Consider the following 16,443-nt stretch of genomic DNA (forward strand, 5'->3'; position numbering starts at 1 on the left):
TGTGCGAGTGCGGGTGTTGCCTATGTACGTGCAGGATGCACGAGCACGTGCGCGAGCGCCACGCGTCCCGTGCCGGTGAGCTTGATCCTTATGTATCTGGCTTCCGCGTCCGTGTCGAGGAGTGTGGGCCGAAGTGCCCGTCCGGTGACGTGCACGGTCGTGGTCGTTGCGTCGGAGAAGTCCGCGCTCCTCGCCAGCTGCACGTCGAAGTCGGCCGTGGTCATGGAGGCGTTGTTCCAGACCTCGACCTGTCCCACGTGCCGCGCCTCACCCAGGTCGACCTGCCACCAGGCGCCCGGTTCGGACAGGGTGCGGGTGTCGGTGGAGGTGTCCCCGTCGGTCGCGTTCGCCGCCGGGGCCGCGCCGTCGGTGGAGGACTGGGACGCGGTGCCGCTGCGGGCGAGGTCGGGGCGCAGCTGCTCGGCCGGCGCCGGGCGCGCCCCCGCGTGGGCCGCCACGGCGAGCGCGTCGGCGGGCAGCCGGTCGAGCTTGGTGTGGTTGTCCCGCATCGTCGACCCGGTGCCGGTGAGCGCCGGGGTGTCGGTGTCGGTCCAGTTGCCGGTGGCGTGGTTCTGGATGCCGTAATCGGCCCAGTTGGAGACCCACTTGTAGCCGACACGGGTGATGACGTTGCCTTCGACGCGAATGTACGAGGACTGCTCGTCGAGGTAGATGCCGTTGCCGTCGCGCTCGATGTTCCCGTACGCGGAGCGGTTGATGTAGTTGCCGGAGACGACCGTGCCGGGCTGGGCGCCCTGGGTGTAGATGGCGCCGCCGTCGTGCTGGGTGTGCTCGACGCGCATGACGTTCGTGATGCGGTTGGCCGTGATCCGGTTGTCGCGGAGGGCGGACTTCTGGGCCTCGGGCTGGTTCCATCCCCAGCCGACGGAGATCCCCGAGTAGGGCAGGTCGTCCAGGGTGTTGTGGTCGACGCTCAGCCCGGCCTCGTACCCGGCCCAGATGCCCACCGCGTCGGTGTACTCCACCCCGGTGCGGCGGATCGTGTTGTACGCGACGGTGTTCCGCTCACCCGCCAGTTCCGCGTGGGGCTTCGGCTCGGTGTCGCCGACGTAGACGGCGCCGGACGACAGGTCCGTGAAGCGGGAGCGGGTGACGGACGAGTCCTTGGTGCCCGCTTCGAGGATGACTCCGGCGCCGCCCAGGTGCGTGAACTCGGCCCCGGTGACCGTCACATGGCGGCCGCCGCGGACCGTGAGCGCCGCGCTCGGCTTGGTGTAGTGGCGGCCCGCGTGATCGACCGGGCCGGTCGCTCCGGTGAGGGTGAGTCCGGCCTGCGTGCCCGCGTAGCCCTCGTCGGTGGAGGGCTGACCGTACGCCGCGTGGGCGAAGCCGATGCCCTGCACGCGCAGGTCGTGGGCGCCGTCGATGACCATGAGGTGCTCGGTCGCGGGGGTGAGCACGCGCGCGCGGCGCATGTCCTCGCCCTTGCGCGGGAGGTAGGTGACGGTGCGGTTCTCGGCGTCCCAGACGAACTCGCCGGGCTGGTCCAGGAGTTCGCGGGCGTTCTCGAAGAAGGCGACTCCGGAGTAGCGCGCCGAGTCGACGGTCGTGGAGTCCCAGGCGGGGCCCGTGCGGTCCGTGCCGCTCGCGGAGTTGGCCCAACAGGGCCGCGCGAAGGTGAGGTTGTCCCCTTCGACGCCCGTGATCCGGCAGTGGTAGTCGCGCCAGCGGACCTTGATGACGGCCTCCGCGTCGGCGGGCCGCCTCCACTTGGCGATGCCGGTGGCCGTGGCGCCCGTCATGCCGGTCTTCGTCGCGTCACAGGTGCTCGCCGCGCAGGCCGCGCCACGCGCACGCCGCGCCCGCTCGCCGTCCACGAAGAGCTGGCGCGGGGTGATCCCTTCGGGGACCTTGGCCGTCCAGGTCCCGTCGGCGCTCTTGCCCCAGCCGGTCAGCGTCCGGCCGCCGGACAGGACGGGGTGGGCGCCGGGCGCGGCGGTCCAGGTGACGGTGTGCCCGTCGCGCCCGGAGTCGGCCGCGCCCAGTGCGAGCGGCTCGCTCAACTCGTAGATGCCGGCGGACAGTTCGACCCGTACGTCGCGTCCGCTGATGGTGCGGGCGGCGTCGCGCGCGGCCTGCGGGGAGCAGGGGCGGGCGGCGGTGCAGGACTTTCCCGAGCCGTGCGGGGCGGCGTGGACGACCTTGGCGCCGGGGGCTGCCTGGGCCGTGCTCTGCGGGGCGATGGCGGCTCCGACAGCGGCGACGGCCACGACGATCCCGGTGAGGCGCGGGCTCCGTGAGTTCGGTGAGTTCCGTGGGCTCCGCGAGCTCCGTGCGCTCCGTGCGCTCCGTGGGCGCCTCACTTCGCGACGCCCCAGTCCGGGTGCCCGGGCATGGGCGGGTTGTCGAGGTCGAACAGCCAGTGGTTCAGGAAGGTGCCGACCGAGTCGTCGCCGGTGACCTCGACGGCGTTGTCGACGAAGTCCTGGGTGGAGGCGTTGCCGTGCCGGTGCTTGGTGAGCCACGCCTTCATGACGGCGTCGAACTTCTCCTGCCCTACCTGCTGGTTGAGGGCGTAGAGAGAGACCGCCGCGCCGTCATAGATGTTGAATCCGCCGAGCCCGGTGGGCTTCCCGGGCGGTCCGTCGGTCTTGCGGACCGCGTCGAGCTTGGCGTACGCGGTCTTCATCTTCTCCTCGATGGGCTGGAAGCCCTTCTGGTCCGCCCACACGGCCGCGTAGTAGACGGCGGGCCCTTCGTTCATCCAGGCGTCCTGCCAGGTCGCGGGGGTGACGGAGTCGCCGAACCACTGGTGGGTCAGCTCATGGACCATGGTGGTCGAGTAGGTGGGCCGGTCGAACCACGAAGGGCCGAAGAGCGACAGGGTCTGGTTCTCCAGCGCGTCGCCGTAGCCGTCCCGCACGATCTGCACCCCGTACGTGTCGAACGGGTAGCGCACGCCGAGGGTCCTCTCCAGCCAGGCGAGCTGCCCGCCGGTCTCCTCGGCGATGGGCTTGTACTTCGCCTGCTGGTCCTCAGGAACGAGGTGGCGCAGCTTCACTCCGTGCGGGCCGCGTCCGTAGAGGTAGGTCTGCTTGTTGACGGAGATCCCCAACAGCTCGGGCGCCATCGGTGACTTGAGGGCGAAGTCCCAGGTCTTCTTGCCCGCGTCGGCGTCACGGGTCTTCTTGCCCGCGTCGGCGTCACGGGTGCCGGTGAGGTTGCCGTTGGCGGCGGGGGTCCAGCCGTTGGGGGCGGCGAGGTGGAAGGACCAGGTGGCCTTGTCCGACGGGTGGTCGTTGACCGGCGCGAAGGTGTCCGCGCGGGAGGCCTGGGCGGCGGAGGCGAAGCCGCCGTCGGACATGTAGCGCCAGCCCGGCTGGCCGATCGGCTTGGTCTTTCCGTTGCCGTGGTAGGTCAGTTCGACGTCGAAGGCGCGCTTGTCGCGCAGGCCGCCCGCCGGGGTGACGGTGAGCTCCTGGCCGGTCCGGCCGGGGCCGATCGCCCATGCCGCCTTCTTGCCGTTGACCTTGACGGCGTCGATGGCGAGCGAGTCGACGTCGAGGTTGAAGGACGACAGATCCTGGGTCGCTCTCGCCTTGATCCTCATGGTGCCGGTGAAGTCGTACGTCACCGGCGTGAAGTCGAAGGAGAGATCGTAATGGCGGACGTCGTAGCCGCCGTTGCCGAGCGTGGGGAAGAGCGGGTCGCCGACGCCGTCCGAGCCCGGGGCCGGGTCGAAGGGCACCGCGTGGGCGGGGAGGGCGAGCGCGAGGGTGGCGGCCGCGGCTGCGGTCGCCGTCGCGGCACGGACGGTGCGAGTACTGCGAGTACGTGCGGTTCGTGTCCTGTTCTCAGCCATGGGGCCGCAACGTAGTAATCGCTTACTGTCGCCGTCAACACCCCGTAGGTAACCGGTTAACCCTGGGTCGTGCCGCGCGAGAACAAGCTGGAAGACCAGCTCCGGGGCTGAATGAACAGAAAGAACATAGAAAGATGCCGACCCCTCTTGCCCCCGCATAGCAAACGCTTACATGCTGACGCGGAATCGCCCACACACCTCCCTCCCACGCCCCGCCGCGTTCCGCACCCCGATGCCCCGACATCCCATGGGAGTTCCGCATGCCCACGCCCCTCCCCGACCCAACCGGCCCCACCGGCCCCCGCCGCCGCACCCTCCTCGCCGCGGGTGCCGCCTCCGCGCTCCTGCCGGTGACCGCGGGCGGCACGGCATGGGCAGCGGCCAACGCGGACGTTGGTGCCGACGCGGACGCGGCGGACCCGTACGACGCGCTGCTCGCCCGTGCGGCGGCGCAGCTCACCGGCGGTGATTTCGACCCCGCCGACCCGGACTTCGCGGCGGCCCTGAAGGTCCTGGACAACCAGGCCTCGGGCTGGTGGCGGGACCTGGACCGGTCAGCGGGCCGCAGCGCCCTGTGGGCCGACCTCTCCCCCGCGAAGGACCCGGGCAACTTCGGCCAGAGCTACACCCGTCTGCGTACGATCGCGACGGCCTGGGCCACGCCCGGCACTTCCCTCAGCGGCAGCGCCGAAGCGGCGGACACCCTGCTCGAAGCCCTGCGTTTCCTGCACGCGGAGGGCTACAACACCACCCGCCCCGAATCCGGCAACTGGTGGTTCTGGGAGATCGGCGCTCCCCGCGCCCTGATGGACACGTGCGTACTCCTGCGGGCGAAGATCCCCGCCGCCGACCTGACGGCGTACGTCTCCACGGTGGCGAAGTTCTGCCCGGACCCGGACCGCCGCACCAACGCCCCCACCCTGGCGGAGACGGGCGCCAACCGCGCCGACAAGGCCGTCATCGTCGCGCTGCGCGGGCTGCTCGCGCGGGACGCGGCCACGCTCGCCCTGGCCCGCGACGGCCTCTCGGACGTCCGGGACAAGGGCAAGAACAGCCTGTTCACGTACGTCACCTCGGGCGACGGCTTCTACGAGGACGGGTCCTTCGTGCAGCACGGCTCCGTCGCGTACACGGGGACGTACGGCAGCGTCCTGCTCGGCAGCGCGGGGCAGCTGATCGCGCTGCTCGCGGACTCCGAATGGGCCGTCACCGACCCGAAGACGTCCGTGCTGTACGAGGCGGTGGACCGGACCTTCTCGCCGGTGGTCTTCGACGGGCTGATGATGGACGCGGTGCGCGGCCGTGCGACGTCCCGTGAGAAGGCGCCGGACCACAAGGACGGCGCGGCCGCCCTCACCAACATCCTGCAACTGGCCGACGGCGCCCCCGCCGCGTACGCCGGACGCTGGCGCGCGCTGGCCAAGGGGTGGATGACGCGCAACAAGACCCACCCCTATCTGAGCCTGGTGGGCGTCCCCGCGCTCGCCCGCGCCAAGGCCGTGCTCGGCGACCACTCCGTACCGGCCGCCGACCGGCTCACCGGGCACTTCGCGTTCGCGGACATGGACCGGGTGGTGCACCGGCGCCCCGGCTGGGCGCTCACGCTCTCGCTCTCCTCGCAGCGCATCGCCGCGTACGAGGCGGGCAACGGCGAGAATCTGCACGGCTGGTACACCGGCGACGGCATGGCCTATCTGTACGACGGCGACGACCTGGGGCAGTTCGGGGACGGCTTCTGGGCGACGGTCGATCCGTACCGCCTGCCGGGCACCACCGTCGACACCCGCAAGCGCACCGACATCGGCACGGGCGGCGGGACCGGGACCTACCGGCCGAAGAACGCCGTCGCGGGCGGCGCGGTGCTCGACGGCAGGTTCGGCGCCGCCGCGATGGAACTCCTCGCCGACGGCAGCACGCTGCGGGCCAGGAAGGCGTGGTTCTTCCTGGACAACGCGGTCGTCGCCCTGGGCACGGACATCACCGCGAGCGACGGCAGGACCGTCGAGACCATCGTCGAGAACCGGAACCTGTACGAGGACGGCGTGCCCCGCCTCACCGTCGACGGACGGCGGCAGCCCTCGCACACCGGCTGGACGGCGCCCCTGGCCGGAGCCCGCTGGGCCCACCTGGACGGCACCGGCGGCTACGTCTTCCCCGACGACCCCGCACAGCCACCCCATGGCCGTGGCCGCACCCAGCTCAACGCCCTGCGCGAGGAGCGGACCGGCACCTGGCGGGCGATCAACACCGGCGCGGACACCGGAGGCAGCACGACCCCGGTCACCCGCCGCTATCTGACCCTGTGGCTCGACCACGGCACCTCCCCCACCACGTCCTCGTACGCCTACGTCCTCCTCCCCGGCGCGAGCGCCACCTCCACCGCCCTCTGGGCGCACTCCCGGCCCGTCCGCGTCGTCGCCAACAACGCCACCGCCCAGGCGATCGAGGCCCGGCGCCACGGCCTCGTCGCCGTGCACTTCTGGGGACCCGGCAGCGCGGCAGGTATCACTGCGTCGGGCCCCTGCACGGTGATCGTGCGACGCGGCGGCGACGGCATGACGCTGGCGGTGGCCGACCCGGGCCGCACCGGCACGACGGTCACCCTGGAACTCCCCTCCCCCGTACGGAAGGTGGTCCGCGCCGATGACACGGTCACCGTCACCCCGGGCCGCCGCCCCGTCGTCACCGTCCGCGTCGCGGGCTCGCGCGGCCATACGCACACCGCGCACCTGAGGTGACCGCCGCCCGCCACCGGGCCCCCAGCCACGAGGAGCAACGACCCACCATGCCCGCACCGCACCTGGCCCTGCCGCCCACCGACCGGGTCCTGTCCCCGCTCACGGGCTGGACCCGCGCGCACTGGGAGGCGCTCGCCGACCGGCAGCTGGACGCGCTCGTCCCCTACGCGACGCCGAACTTCGCGCAGTACCGGCTGCCCGGCCGCGGCAGCTGGTCAGGGGTCGTGTCGGACGGGCTCGAAGGCTACGCACGGTCATTCCTCCTCGCCTCCTTCCGGATCGCGGGAGCGGGCGGCGAGGTCGACCCCCACCTCATCGAACGCTACGCGCAGGGTCTGACAACGGGCACGGACCGCGATGCCGCGGGCGGCGAGGCCTGGCCCGAACTCAGCGACTGCTCGCAGCAGATGGTGGAGGCGGCGTCCATCGCGATCGGGCTGCACGAGACCCGCCCCTGGATCTGGGACAAGCTCGACACCCGGGTCCAGGAGCGGGTCGTCGACTGGTTCTCCGGGTTCGTCGGCGGCCGGACGTGGGACAACAACTGGCGCCTCTTCCAAGTGGTGTCGGAGCAGTTCCTGGCGTCCGTCGGCGCCCCGTACAGCAAGGCGGACATCGACGGCGGGCTAGACCGCATCGAGGACTGGTACCGCGGAGACGGCTGGTACAGCGACGGCGACGGACGCAACTTCGACTACTACATCGGCTGGGCGATGCATCTGTACCCGTTGCTCTGGGCGCGCATGGCGGGCCCGGACGACGAGGGTCGCGCCAAGGTCTACCGCGAACGCCTGTCCCAGTTCCTCACCGCCTACCCGCACTTCTTCGGCGCCGACGGCGCCCCCGTCCACCAGGGCCGCTCCCTGACGTACCGCTTCGCGGCGACCGCCCCGGTCTGGATGGGCGCCCTCGCGGACTGCACTCCCCTGGCCCCCGGCCTCACCCGGCGCCTCGCGTCCGGCACCGCACGGCACTTCGTGGAGCGCGGCGTCCCCGACGAGCGGGGGCTGCTGCCCCTCGGCTGGTACGAGACGTTCCTGCCGGCCACCCAGGCCTACTCGGGTCCGGCGTCCCCGTACTGGGCGAGCAAGGGTTTCCTCGGCCTGCTGCTGCCCGCCGGGCACCCGGTGTGGACGGAGCGCGAACTCCCGCTCCCCGTCGAGGAGTCCGACCAGTACACGGCCCTCCCCCAGCCCGGCTGGCTCCTGCACGGCACGCGCCACGACGGCATCGTCCGTCTGGTCAACCACGGCAGCGACCACAACCCGCTCGAAGGCCCGGCGGCCGACGACCCGCACTACGCCAAGTTCGGCTACTCCACGGCGACCGCCCCCGAGACCGCCCCGAGCGCGTGGGAACGCACTGTGGACAACCACCTCGCGCTCCTCGCACCGGACGGCACCGCGTCCCGCCGCCGCCGGATCCACCCGGTGCGCTGCGAGGGACGCGTGGCCGCTTCCCGTCACGACGCTCAACTGCCTGGCTTCGAAGGCGACTTCCCCGTCGAGACGACGAGCGCGCTGCACGGCCCCTGGGAGATCCGCGTCCACCGCGTGCAGGCCCCGGCGGGCGTGACGGTCCGCGAGGGCGGATACGCGGTCGCCGACGAGGCGCAGCCGCACGCCGAGCAGGGGCCCGGCTGGGCCCTCACCCGTACGGAAGCCGGGCTGACCAGTGCCGTCGTCGCGCTGCACGGCTGGGACGAGGAGGCGGGCATCGCCCGCGAGGTGGCCGCCAACGCCTACGGGCCGCACTCGGCGACGCCCTACCTGACCTTCTCGGGGCATCCGGGCGGAGCAGGCATCCACGTCACGCTGGTCGCCCTGTCCCAGGATGCCGTCCGGCCCGCGGCGTTGCGGGAGTCCATCGCGTGCACGGTGGCGGACGACGTGGTCCGTGTCCGCTTCCCCGACGGCACCCTGCTGACGGTGTGAGCGTCAGATCCCGCCGTCCTCCCGGCGGTGGATCTGCTCGATCAGCTCCGCCGCCATCGCCTTGATCGTCTCCAGACCCGCCCTCCCCCAGGGCCGGGGCTCGACGTCGACGACGCAGACGGTACCGAGCGCGATGCCCGTCCGATCGATGAGCGGGGCGCCCAGGTAGGAGCGGATGCCGATCTCGTCGACGACCGGGTTCCCCGCGAACCGCGGATAGTCGCAGACGTCCTCGAGGACGAGGGCCTTGCGCCGCACGATCACATGCGGGCAGTACCCGTGATCGCGCGCCATGTAGCGGAACGGCGCGTGCTCGCCGGCCGCCGTGGAGGTCAGTTCGGAGCCGTCCCCCGAGTGGTCCGGGGTGTGCAGACCGGCGAAGAACTGCCGGTTCTCGTCGATGAAGTTGACCATGGAGTACGGCGCGCCCGTGACCTCGGCGAGCCGGTCGGCGAAGGCGTCGAAGGCGAGCTCCGGACGCAGTCCTATGCCGAGCCTGCGCAGCCTCCGTACCCGGCTGGGCGCCTCCGTGTCGACGGGGGTGAGCAGCAGGGGCGCGGTCGAGTCGTACATCAGGTGTGGGCTCCGTAGCTCGGGGCGGCCGGGGCGTGCGCGAGGAGGTGTTTGACGAGGGTGAGGAGGGTGGCGATGCCCGAGCTGGAGATCCTCGCGTCGCACCGCACGACGGGCACCTGCGGATCCAGGTCGATGGCGGAACGCACCTCCTCGGGTTCGTAGCGGTGGGCGCCGTCGAATTCGTTTATCGCGACGATGAATCCCATGCCGCGCTGCTCGAAGAAGTCCACCGCCGCGAAGCAGTCCTCCAGGCGGCGGGTGTCGGCGAGGACCACCGCGCCGAGCGCCCCTTCGGAGAGTTCGTCCCACATGAACCAGAAGCGTTCCTGGCCGGGCGTTCCGAAGAGGTAGAGCACGTGTTCCGGGTCGAGGGTGATGCGCCCGAAGTCCATGGCCACGGTCGTCGTGGTCTTGTTCTCGACGCCGGACAGATCGTCGGTGCCCTCGCTGACGGTGGTGAGGAGCTCCTCCGTGCTCAGCGGCGCGATCTCGCTCACCGCGCCCGTGAAGGTCGTCTTGCCGACCCCGAAACCTCCCGCGATCAGGATCTTCAGTGCGGTGGGGAAGGGGTCAGAGCTGTCGTCGTAGTCCATCGAGCACTGCCTCCAACAGGGACCGGTCAGTGGGGTTGTGGTAGAAGTCCGGGGCTCTCAGGGTGAGCGCCCCGCAGTCGACGAGATCGGAGAGCAGCACCTTGGTCACCACTGCGGGCAGCTTCAGCTGCGCCGCGATCTCCGCGACCGACGTGGGTGCCGCGCAGAGCCCGAGCGCCTCCGTGTGTTCGGGCCCCAGGTAGCCGATGACCGGGCCTCCGGTGGCCATCACCTGGGTCAGGAGGTCCAGTTGAGCGGTCGGCCGGGTCCGCCCGCCGCTGACCGTGTAGGGCCGGACGAGCCGTCCGGCGGATTCGTCGAGCCATGGCCCGTCGTGCGAGGCCGCCACGCTCAATGCCTCATCGGGGCGGGTTCACCGGCGGGTTGCCGGGGCGCGGTGAGGAGGTAGGGGCGCACGCTCTTGACCAGCATCGTCATTTCGTAGCCGAGGACCGCCGCGTCCGCGTCCCGCCCGGCGAGCACCGCCAGACAGGTGCCGGAGCCCGCCGTGGAGACGAACAGGAGGGTGGAGTCGAGCTCCACGACGACCTGGCGCACGTCACCGCCGTCCCCGAACCGGATGCCGGCACTGCGCCCCAGTGAGTAGAGCCCGGAGGCGAGGGCCGCCATGTGGTCGGCGCTGTCCGGGTCGAGGCCATGGACCGACTTCACGAGTCCGTCGGAGGAGAGCAGGACCGCGCTGTGGGTGTGCGGCACACGCTGTACGAGGCCGCTCATCAGCCAGTCGAGGTCGGATACCTGCGCGGTCGGCGCATCGCTCGCCATGGTGGATCGACTCCTTGAGGTACGAGGGTCTGCGGGGGCAGACGTGGTGCTTGCGGGGTGGTGCGGTTCAGCCACCCTGGTCGCCTCCCCCGCGAGGGACGCCGAGGTCGGGTCCGGGGGCCGGGTCCCGCATCTCCTGCGCGGCGGCGAGTCCGATGCCGCGCTGGAAGGCGGCCATCAGCCCCGGGTCGTGACCGATGTGGTGTTCGCTCTCCGGGCGGGGCGCCGGCGCGTCCCGCAGTTGGGGCGCGATGTGTTCCTGGGCGCGCCGCTTGGGCAGTTGGGGTTTGCCCACCCGGCCGCGCACGGCGTCGCCGTTGAGCGGGACCGGCGGTGTCCCGGCGTTCTCGGCCGCGGCCTGCCGGTCCCCGGGCCGGATCCCGGGCACGGCCTCGGCCGGTGTCGGCCTGCCCTCTCTGCCCCGTACGGGCAGCGGGGCGGGCGCGGAGCCCTGCGCCACGGGAGCTGTCGGCGCGGGCGGCGGCGGGCTCGGCCGCACGTCACGCTGCGGCTGCCGCGTCACGGCAACGGGCTCCGGGTGGGGGGCCGCGGCGGGCATGTGCGCCGTTTCCCGTACGTCGCCGGGGGCGGCCGGTGGCGCTGCTTCCGGGGCGCGCTGCGGGCGCCCGGCGGCGTCGGGCTCGTGCTGCGGCTCGGTGCCCAGCAGACCCTGCGGCAGGATCAGTACGGCCTGCACGCCTCCGTAGATGTTGGTCTGGAGGCGGACCGCGATGCCGTGCCTGCGGGCCAGCGCGGAGACCACGTAGAGGCCGATCCGGCCGTCCTGGAGGAGGCTCGCGACGTTGACCTGGTCCGGGTCGGCGAGCAGGTGGTTCATCTTGTTCTGCTCGGTCAGCGGCATGCCGAGGCCACGGTCCTCGACCTCGACGGCGAGCCCGGCCGTCACCAGGTTGGCGCGCAGCAGGACCTGGGTGTGCGGGGCGGAGAACACCGTGGCGTTCTCGACGAGTTCGGCGAGGAGGTGGATCACGTCGGCGACGGCGTGGCCGCGCAGGGTGCCGGCGATCGGCGGCACCAGCTTGACGCGCGAGTACTGCTCGACCTCCGCGATGGCCGAGCGGAGCACCTCCGTCATCGAGACCGGATTGCTCCACTGGCGGCGCGAGATGGCGCCGCCGAGCACGGCGAGGTTCTCGGCGTGCCTGCGGATGCGGGTGGCCAGGTGGTCGACGTGGAAGAGGCCCTTGAGCAGGTCCGGGTCCTCGACCTCGTTCTCCAGCTCGTCGAGGATCGAGATCTCGCGGTGCACGAGGGACTGCAGCCGCCGGGCCAGATTGACGAAGACCTCGACCTTCTGTTCGCTGCCCGCGTGGCTGGAGAGCTGTGAGGCCTGCACGACAGAGGTGACGGCGACGTCCTGGGCCCGGGACAGCTCGGCGGCGAGCAGCCCGAAGTCGTCGCCGTCCGGGGCGGTTCGGGCGGGAGCCCTGCGGGCGGGCGGCCCTTCGCCGCGGCGCAGCTTCTCGACGACTTCGCGCAGCTCGGCCTGACCGCGCGCGGTGGTGCGGCGCAGGGTGCCGACGCGTTCGCGTACGGAGGTCGCGGTGCGGTCGGCGGCGACGGCCGCGATCACGATGCTGGCCAGGCTGATGGCTCCGGCGGCGACGAGGATGAGGAGCAGCGCGGGTTCGAGCGGGCCGGGGGACGATCGGACGATGAACAGCACGGCGGCACCGGCGCAGAGCATCACCGCGACGACGGGCAGTACGGCGATGCGCAGGAGCTGCGGCCGTATCCGGGCCTCGGGCAGCGCCGTGGCGGGTCGGCTCCCGGGCTTGCCGTGGCGCCCGCCCTCACGGCGGTCTGCGCGGGCGGCCGGTGCACGGAGGTGAGACATCAGCGTCCTCGGTAAGGGAGCGGGCTCCGACGGGCGCGCGACGCGTGGCTTCGCGGCATCGCCGTGCCGGTCGGGAGGGCTCGGGCAGGACCGCTGCCATGATCCCTGCGTCGACCGGCGGACACTCACGGTAGTCATCAACGCTTCATGTGCGGGAGGCAGTTGACAAAGTCCGGCACTCAGCGTCCCGCTCTGGTATGACACATCGCACGACCGTCCGAATACGCCTTCGTACGTCTGTTCCGTCCGGCGAAGTCGGGGTCCCGGCCGCCGCTCCGGCAATCTCGGCTGTGCACTGCCTAATCCCGTTGAGACTCCGCCGTCCATTGGCCAGAGTCGGCGGCATGGAATTCTTCTGCTACCACCGCGACCGGCCCGGCTCCCTCACGTTGCGCGAGAAGCTGACGGAGGATCACTGGTCCTACATGGATCAGTACGCCGAGGAGTTGATAGCGCGGGGCCCGACCTTCGCCGCCGACGGCGAGACGCCGACCGGCAGCGTGCACATCGTCGACCTGCCGGATGCCGCCGCCGCCCGGGCCTTCGCCTTCGACGAGCCCAACTACCAGGCGGGCGCGTACCGGGACGTGCTGGTGCGGCGGTGGCGCAACACGCTGGGCCGCACCATGTGGGACTTCCCCGGTGGCGCCAGCGGCGGAAACCGGTACCTGGTCATCGGCCTCGGCTCGGGACAGGCCGCCGATCTCGACGTGCCGCCGCCCGGCAGGGACGGACTGATCGCGTACGGGCCGCTGCTCTCCGACGACGGCTCCCTCTGGCTGGGCACGGCGGCACTGGTCATGGCCCCGGACCCGGCCACGGCACGCGCCGTCCTGACGCCGGAGCGGTACGCCGACGTCGAGGTCCACGACTGGGAATTCGGCGGGCGGCGATAACAGAGGCGATAGCGGGTCGAACGCCCCAATGTGTCACTCGGCCCGCCCGGACTTGCACGGAAAGGACAACTGTGAATCCGAATCGGTGAAATACCGGTGGAACCCCGAGGGCCGCGTCTGCCGTGCTGCAATATCCGTCATCACGAGAGGTGATGGACGACGTGGACGTGTGCGGAGGCGGGAATGTGGCTCTCTCCGTCCGGGTGCGGATGCGTCAGGTGAAGCGAGGCACCAGTGATGTCAGTACCAAGGCTGCGGGACACCGGAAGCCAGCCGGGGTTCTTCCGGGAACTGGTCGAATCCTCACAGGACGCGATCCTCATGAAGACCCTGGACGGGCAGATCACTTTCTGGAACGCGGCAGCGCAGCGACTGTACGGATACACGCCCGAAGAGGCCGTCGGCAGCCATGTCGGCATGCTCGTGCCCCCCGACCTCAAGGACGAGGAGACCGGCCTGCTGGAGCAGATCGCCCGCGGCGTGCGGATCGAGCACTACGAAACCCGTCGGACGGCCAGCGGCGGTCGCGTCCTGGACGTCGACGTTACCCTCTGGCCGATCCGCACCCGCGACGGAGCCATCACGGCCGCCTGCTCGATCATGCGCGACATCACCGCCCGCAAGACAGCCGAAGCGGAGCTCACCGAGTTGCACGCGCAGCAGCGGCAGATCGCGCTGGCCCTCAACCTCATGGGGAACGCCAAGCAGATCCCCGGCGCGCTCGCGGCCAGCCGGTATCTGCCCTCGACCCAGGGGCAGGGGGTCGGCGGGGACTGGTTCGACCTGATCGACCTGGGTGCCGGGCGGGTCGGGGTCTTCGTCGGGGACGTGATGGGGCGGGGCCTGGACGCCGCCGTGGTCATGGGCCAGCTGCGCTCCGCGGCCCGCGCCCTGGCCCTGGCGGGGCTCCCGCCGTGCGAACTGATGCAGACGCTGGACGCGTTCACGCGTGATCTGCCCGAGCCGTTCGTCACCTGCGTCTATCTGCAGGCCGACCCGGCCCAGGGCGAGGTGACGGTGTGCTCGGCCGGTCATCTGCCGGTGCTCCTCATCGAGCCGGACGCGACGGTCCGCGAGCTGCCGGTGCCGACCGGCATCCCTCTCGGGGTGGGCGGGGTGCCTCACCAGCAGGTCCGTCTTCCCCTGCGGGCCGGGACGACCCTGGCCCTCTACACCGACGGTCTGGTGGAAACGGCGAGCAGCGACATCGACCTCCGCCTGAAGCTGGTGACCAGCAAGCTGGAGGACGTCTTCGCCACTGCCGGTGGCCTGGAGAGCGCCGCCGACCACGTCCTGCACGCACTGCTGCCGGACACCGACGCGTACGCCGACGACGTGACCCTGCTGCTCGTCAGCTTCCCCACGGCACCCCTGGACACCGCGGAGACACATTTTGCCAGCGAGGCGGTCTCGGTCCCGGCGGGGCGGCGGTTCCTGCGGGCCAAGCTGCGGGAATGGGGGCTCACGGCACAGGCCGACACGGCGCTCCTGCTGGCCTCCGAACTCCTGACCAACGCGTTCCGCCACGCGCGGGGGCCCATCGGTCTGCGGGTGTGGCACAGCGTCCGCGAACTGGGCGTGGAGATCACCGACCACAGCACACCGCGGCCGCGGGCCCGGCTCGCGGAGAGCACCGAGGAGGACGGCCGCGGCCTGCTCCTCGTCGAGGCCCTCGCCGACGCCTGGGGCACCCGGCCCACCATCAGCGGCAAGACCGTCTGGTTCACCTTGCTCGTCGCTCCGGCCGGCCAGGGCTCGGAACAGGCGGCTCTGGCGCCTGCGCCCGGCTGACCTCTGCGGGGCGGCACGGCTGCCGGGCGGCACGATCAGGGCAGGTACGGGACGACGCCTCGTACGCGGCCGTCCCGTCTCCCGAGAGGCACCACGAACACCCCGCGGCACCTCCCCGGCCTGCTGTTTCCGTCAGCCGATCCGCGCCGCCTCGGGCTCCCCGGTGCCCTCCGTGCGCTCGGCACGGGCGGTGTCCTCCAGGAGCTCCGCGGAGTGGGAGCCGGGCTCGGTGCCCGCGGTGCCGCCGTCAGGGCGGCTCCAGCCGTCCTCCGGCTCGATCGCCACGCCGCGCCACCACGGCTCCGCCGGAGCGGAGTCCGACGCGGGCTCGAACGGCTCACCCGGCAGGGGCAGCGCGATCCTCGCCCCTACGGCGCCCGCCGCGGCGATCGTGCCCTCGCCGGGCGCGGCCCACGGGTGCGGCGCGAGGTTGAACGTGCCCCAGTGGATCGGCAGCATCACACCGCCGGGCCGCCCGCCCTGGAGGTCCAGGTGCGCGCGCAGCCCCTCCTCGGGCGTCATGTGGATGTCGGGCCAGAACTCGCTGTAGGCCCCGATCTGGATCATCGTGACGTCGAACGGTCCGTGCTCGGCACCGATCTCCTGGAAGCCGCCGAAATAGCCGGTGTCCCCACTGTGGTAAATGCGGTGCTCGGATCCCGCGACGACCCAGGACGCCCAGAGCGTGTGCTGCTGGTTGCGCACGCCACGGCCGCAGAAGTGGCGCGCGGGCGTCGCCGTGAGGGTCAGGCCCCCCACCTTCGCCGCCTCGTTCCAGTCGAGCTCGCGCAGCCGGTCGGCGGGGACGCCCCAGCGCTCCAGGTGGGCGCCGACGCCCAGCGGCACCGCGAAGACCGTGTCCGTGCCCGCCAGGGCACGGATGGTGGGCATGTCCAGGTGGTCGTAGTGATCGTGCGAGATCACCACGACGTCCACCGGGCCGAGCGCCGCGAGCGGCACCGGCACGGGGTGCAGCCGCTTGGGGCCGACCCAGGAGAAGGGGGAGCACCGCTCGCCCCAGACCGGGTCGAAGAGCACCCGCTGTCCGTCGATCTCGGCGAGCACGCTGGAGTGCCCCATCCAGGTGATCCGCAATCCGCTCGCCGGTGGCTCGGCGATGTCGGCGAGGGTCGTCGCGTGCACCGGGATGGTGCCCGTGGGGCCGCGCCGGATCCGCTCCTCCTTGCGGAAGTAGATCTTCGCGAACTCGAGCGTCGAACCGGTGGGCCGGGTCCGCGCCCCCTCGGGGTTCTGGAAGGACCCGTCGGCGAAGTTCGGCGATCCGTGGATCCGCGCGAGCCGCTCGCCGGCCGGATCCGCGCCGAAGGCGGCGGTCCTGAGCGAGCGGAGCCCAGAGCTCAGCGAACGGGACACAGCACCTCCTGGAAGGGATAGGTCAGATCTCCATTATGTGCACCGCCTACGACAGCGGTCGTCCGGAGGGGCCC

At 71.8% G+C, this 16,443-nt stretch carries 12 protein-coding genes; 4 read left to right on the forward strand and 8 right to left on the reverse strand.

The window, feature by feature from the left end; translation table 11 throughout:
- Positions 1–20: 20 nt before the first annotated feature.
- Together AB0E78_RS08925 and AB0E78_RS08930 are read right to left on the reverse strand one after the other, a co-directional pair.
- Positions 21–2,231, reverse strand: coding sequence for a right-handed parallel beta-helix repeat-containing protein (locus tag AB0E78_RS08925; RefSeq protein WP_361829804.1), 2,211 nt, complete (start codon positions 2,229–2,231; stop codon positions 21–23).
- 89 nt (positions 2,232–2,320) lie between these two features.
- The gene (locus AB0E78_RS08930; protein WP_361829805.1) at positions 2,321–3,823 is read right to left on the reverse strand and encodes a M1 family metallopeptidase; all 1,503 of its coding nucleotides are present in this window, start codon (positions 3,821–3,823) and stop codon (positions 2,321–2,323) included.
- Positions 3,824–4,083: 260 nt separating this feature from the next.
- Between AB0E78_RS08930 and AB0E78_RS08935 the strand changes: the two genes are divergently transcribed.
- Together AB0E78_RS08935 and AB0E78_RS08940 are read left to right on the forward strand one after the other, a co-directional pair.
- On the forward strand, positions 4,084–6,561 hold the full coding sequence (locus AB0E78_RS08935; protein WP_361829806.1) for a polysaccharide lyase 8 family protein: 2,478 nt from the start codon (positions 4,084–4,086) through the stop codon (positions 6,559–6,561).
- 47 nt (positions 6,562–6,608) lie between these two features.
- Positions 6,609–8,495 (forward strand): DUF2264 domain-containing protein, encoded by a 1,887-nt coding sequence (locus AB0E78_RS08940; protein WP_361829808.1) that lies wholly within the window; start codon positions 6,609–6,611, stop codon positions 8,493–8,495.
- Positions 8,496–8,498: 3 nt separating this feature from the next.
- Here the strand turns inward: AB0E78_RS08940 and AB0E78_RS08945 are convergent, their stop codons facing one another.
- The 5 genes from AB0E78_RS08945 to AB0E78_RS08965 all read right to left on the reverse strand — a co-directional run bounded on the left by AB0E78_RS08945 (position 8,499) and on the right by AB0E78_RS08965 (position 12,308).
- Positions 8,499–9,071 carry a GAF domain-containing protein gene (locus tag AB0E78_RS08945; RefSeq protein ID WP_361830419.1) on the reverse strand — a complete coding sequence of 191 codons (573 nt, stop codon included), beginning with the start codon at positions 9,069–9,071 and terminating at the stop codon, positions 8,499–8,501.
- Positions 9,068–9,664 carry an ATP/GTP-binding protein gene (locus AB0E78_RS08950; protein WP_249586446.1) on the reverse strand — a complete coding sequence of 199 codons (597 nt, stop codon included), beginning with the start codon at positions 9,662–9,664 and terminating at the stop codon, positions 9,068–9,070. Before AB0E78_RS08950 ends, AB0E78_RS08945 begins: the two co-directional genes overlap by 4 nt.
- Positions 9,642–10,013 carry a DUF742 domain-containing protein gene (locus tag AB0E78_RS08955; protein ID WP_361829810.1) on the reverse strand — a complete coding sequence of 124 codons (372 nt, stop codon included), beginning with the start codon at positions 10,011–10,013 and terminating at the stop codon, positions 9,642–9,644. Before AB0E78_RS08955 ends, AB0E78_RS08950 begins: the two co-directional genes overlap by 23 nt.
- Positions 10,014–10,015: 2 nt before the next feature.
- Positions 10,016–10,450, reverse strand: coding sequence for a roadblock/LC7 domain-containing protein (locus AB0E78_RS08960; protein ID WP_361829811.1), 435 nt, complete (start codon positions 10,448–10,450; stop codon positions 10,016–10,018).
- Positions 10,451–10,517: 67 nt separating this feature from the next.
- On the reverse strand, positions 10,518–12,308 hold the full coding sequence (locus tag AB0E78_RS08965; protein WP_361829812.1) for an ATP-binding protein: 1,791 nt from the start codon (positions 12,306–12,308) through the stop codon (positions 10,518–10,520).
- Between the two features lie 344 nt (positions 12,309–12,652).
- Here AB0E78_RS08965 and AB0E78_RS08970 point away from each other — a divergent pair, with 344 nt between their 5' ends.
- A complete protein-coding gene (locus tag AB0E78_RS08970; protein WP_361829813.1) occupies positions 12,653–13,204 on the forward strand; it encodes a YciI family protein in 552 nt (183 codons plus the stop codon).
- A 237-nt stretch (positions 13,205–13,441) separates the two neighbouring features.
- The gene (locus AB0E78_RS08975; protein ID WP_361829815.1) at positions 13,442–14,995 is read left to right on the forward strand and encodes a SpoIIE family protein phosphatase; all 1,554 of its coding nucleotides are present in this window, start codon (positions 13,442–13,444) and stop codon (positions 14,993–14,995) included.
- 132 nt (positions 14,996–15,127) lie between these two features.
- On the opposite strand, the gene AB0E78_RS08980 is transcribed toward AB0E78_RS08975, so the two are convergent.
- The gene (locus AB0E78_RS08980) at positions 15,128–16,369 is read right to left on the reverse strand and encodes an MBL fold metallo-hydrolase (protein WP_361829817.1); all 1,242 of its coding nucleotides are present in this window, start codon (positions 16,367–16,369) and stop codon (positions 15,128–15,130) included.
- Positions 16,370–16,443: the final 74 nt, after the last annotated feature.

The organism is Streptomyces sp. NPDC032198 (genome assembly GCF_040636975.1).
Classification (GTDB): Bacteria; Actinomycetota; Actinomycetes; order Streptomycetales; family Streptomycetaceae; genus Streptomyces.

Excerpts from the sequence above, each read along its gene's own strand:
- AB0E78_RS08940 (WP_361829808.1), top strand. The coding sequence starts at position 6,609 with ATGCCCGCACCGCACCTGGCCCTGCCGCCCACCGACCGGGTCCTGTCC.
- AB0E78_RS08960 (WP_361829811.1), bottom strand. The coding sequence starts at position 10,450 with ATGGCGAGCGATGCGCCGACCGCGCAGGTATCCGACCTCGACTGGCTG.
- AB0E78_RS08930 (WP_361829805.1), bottom strand. The coding sequence starts at position 3,823 with ATGGCTGAGAACAGGACACGAACCGCACGTACTCGCAGTACTCGCACC.
- AB0E78_RS08975 (WP_361829815.1), top strand. The coding sequence starts at position 13,442 with ATGTCAGTACCAAGGCTGCGGGACACCGGAAGCCAGCCGGGGTTCTTC.
- AB0E78_RS08965 (WP_361829812.1), bottom strand. The coding sequence starts at position 12,308 with ATGTCTCACCTCCGTGCACCGGCCGCCCGCGCAGACCGCCGTGAGGGC.
- AB0E78_RS08935 (WP_361829806.1), top strand. The coding sequence starts at position 4,084 with ATGCCCACGCCCCTCCCCGACCCAACCGGCCCCACCGGCCCCCGCCGC.
- AB0E78_RS08950 (WP_249586446.1), bottom strand. The coding sequence starts at position 9,664 with ATGGACTACGACGACAGCTCTGACCCCTTCCCCACCGCACTGAAGATC.
- AB0E78_RS08970 (WP_361829813.1), top strand. The coding sequence starts at position 12,653 with ATGGAATTCTTCTGCTACCACCGCGACCGGCCCGGCTCCCTCACGTTG.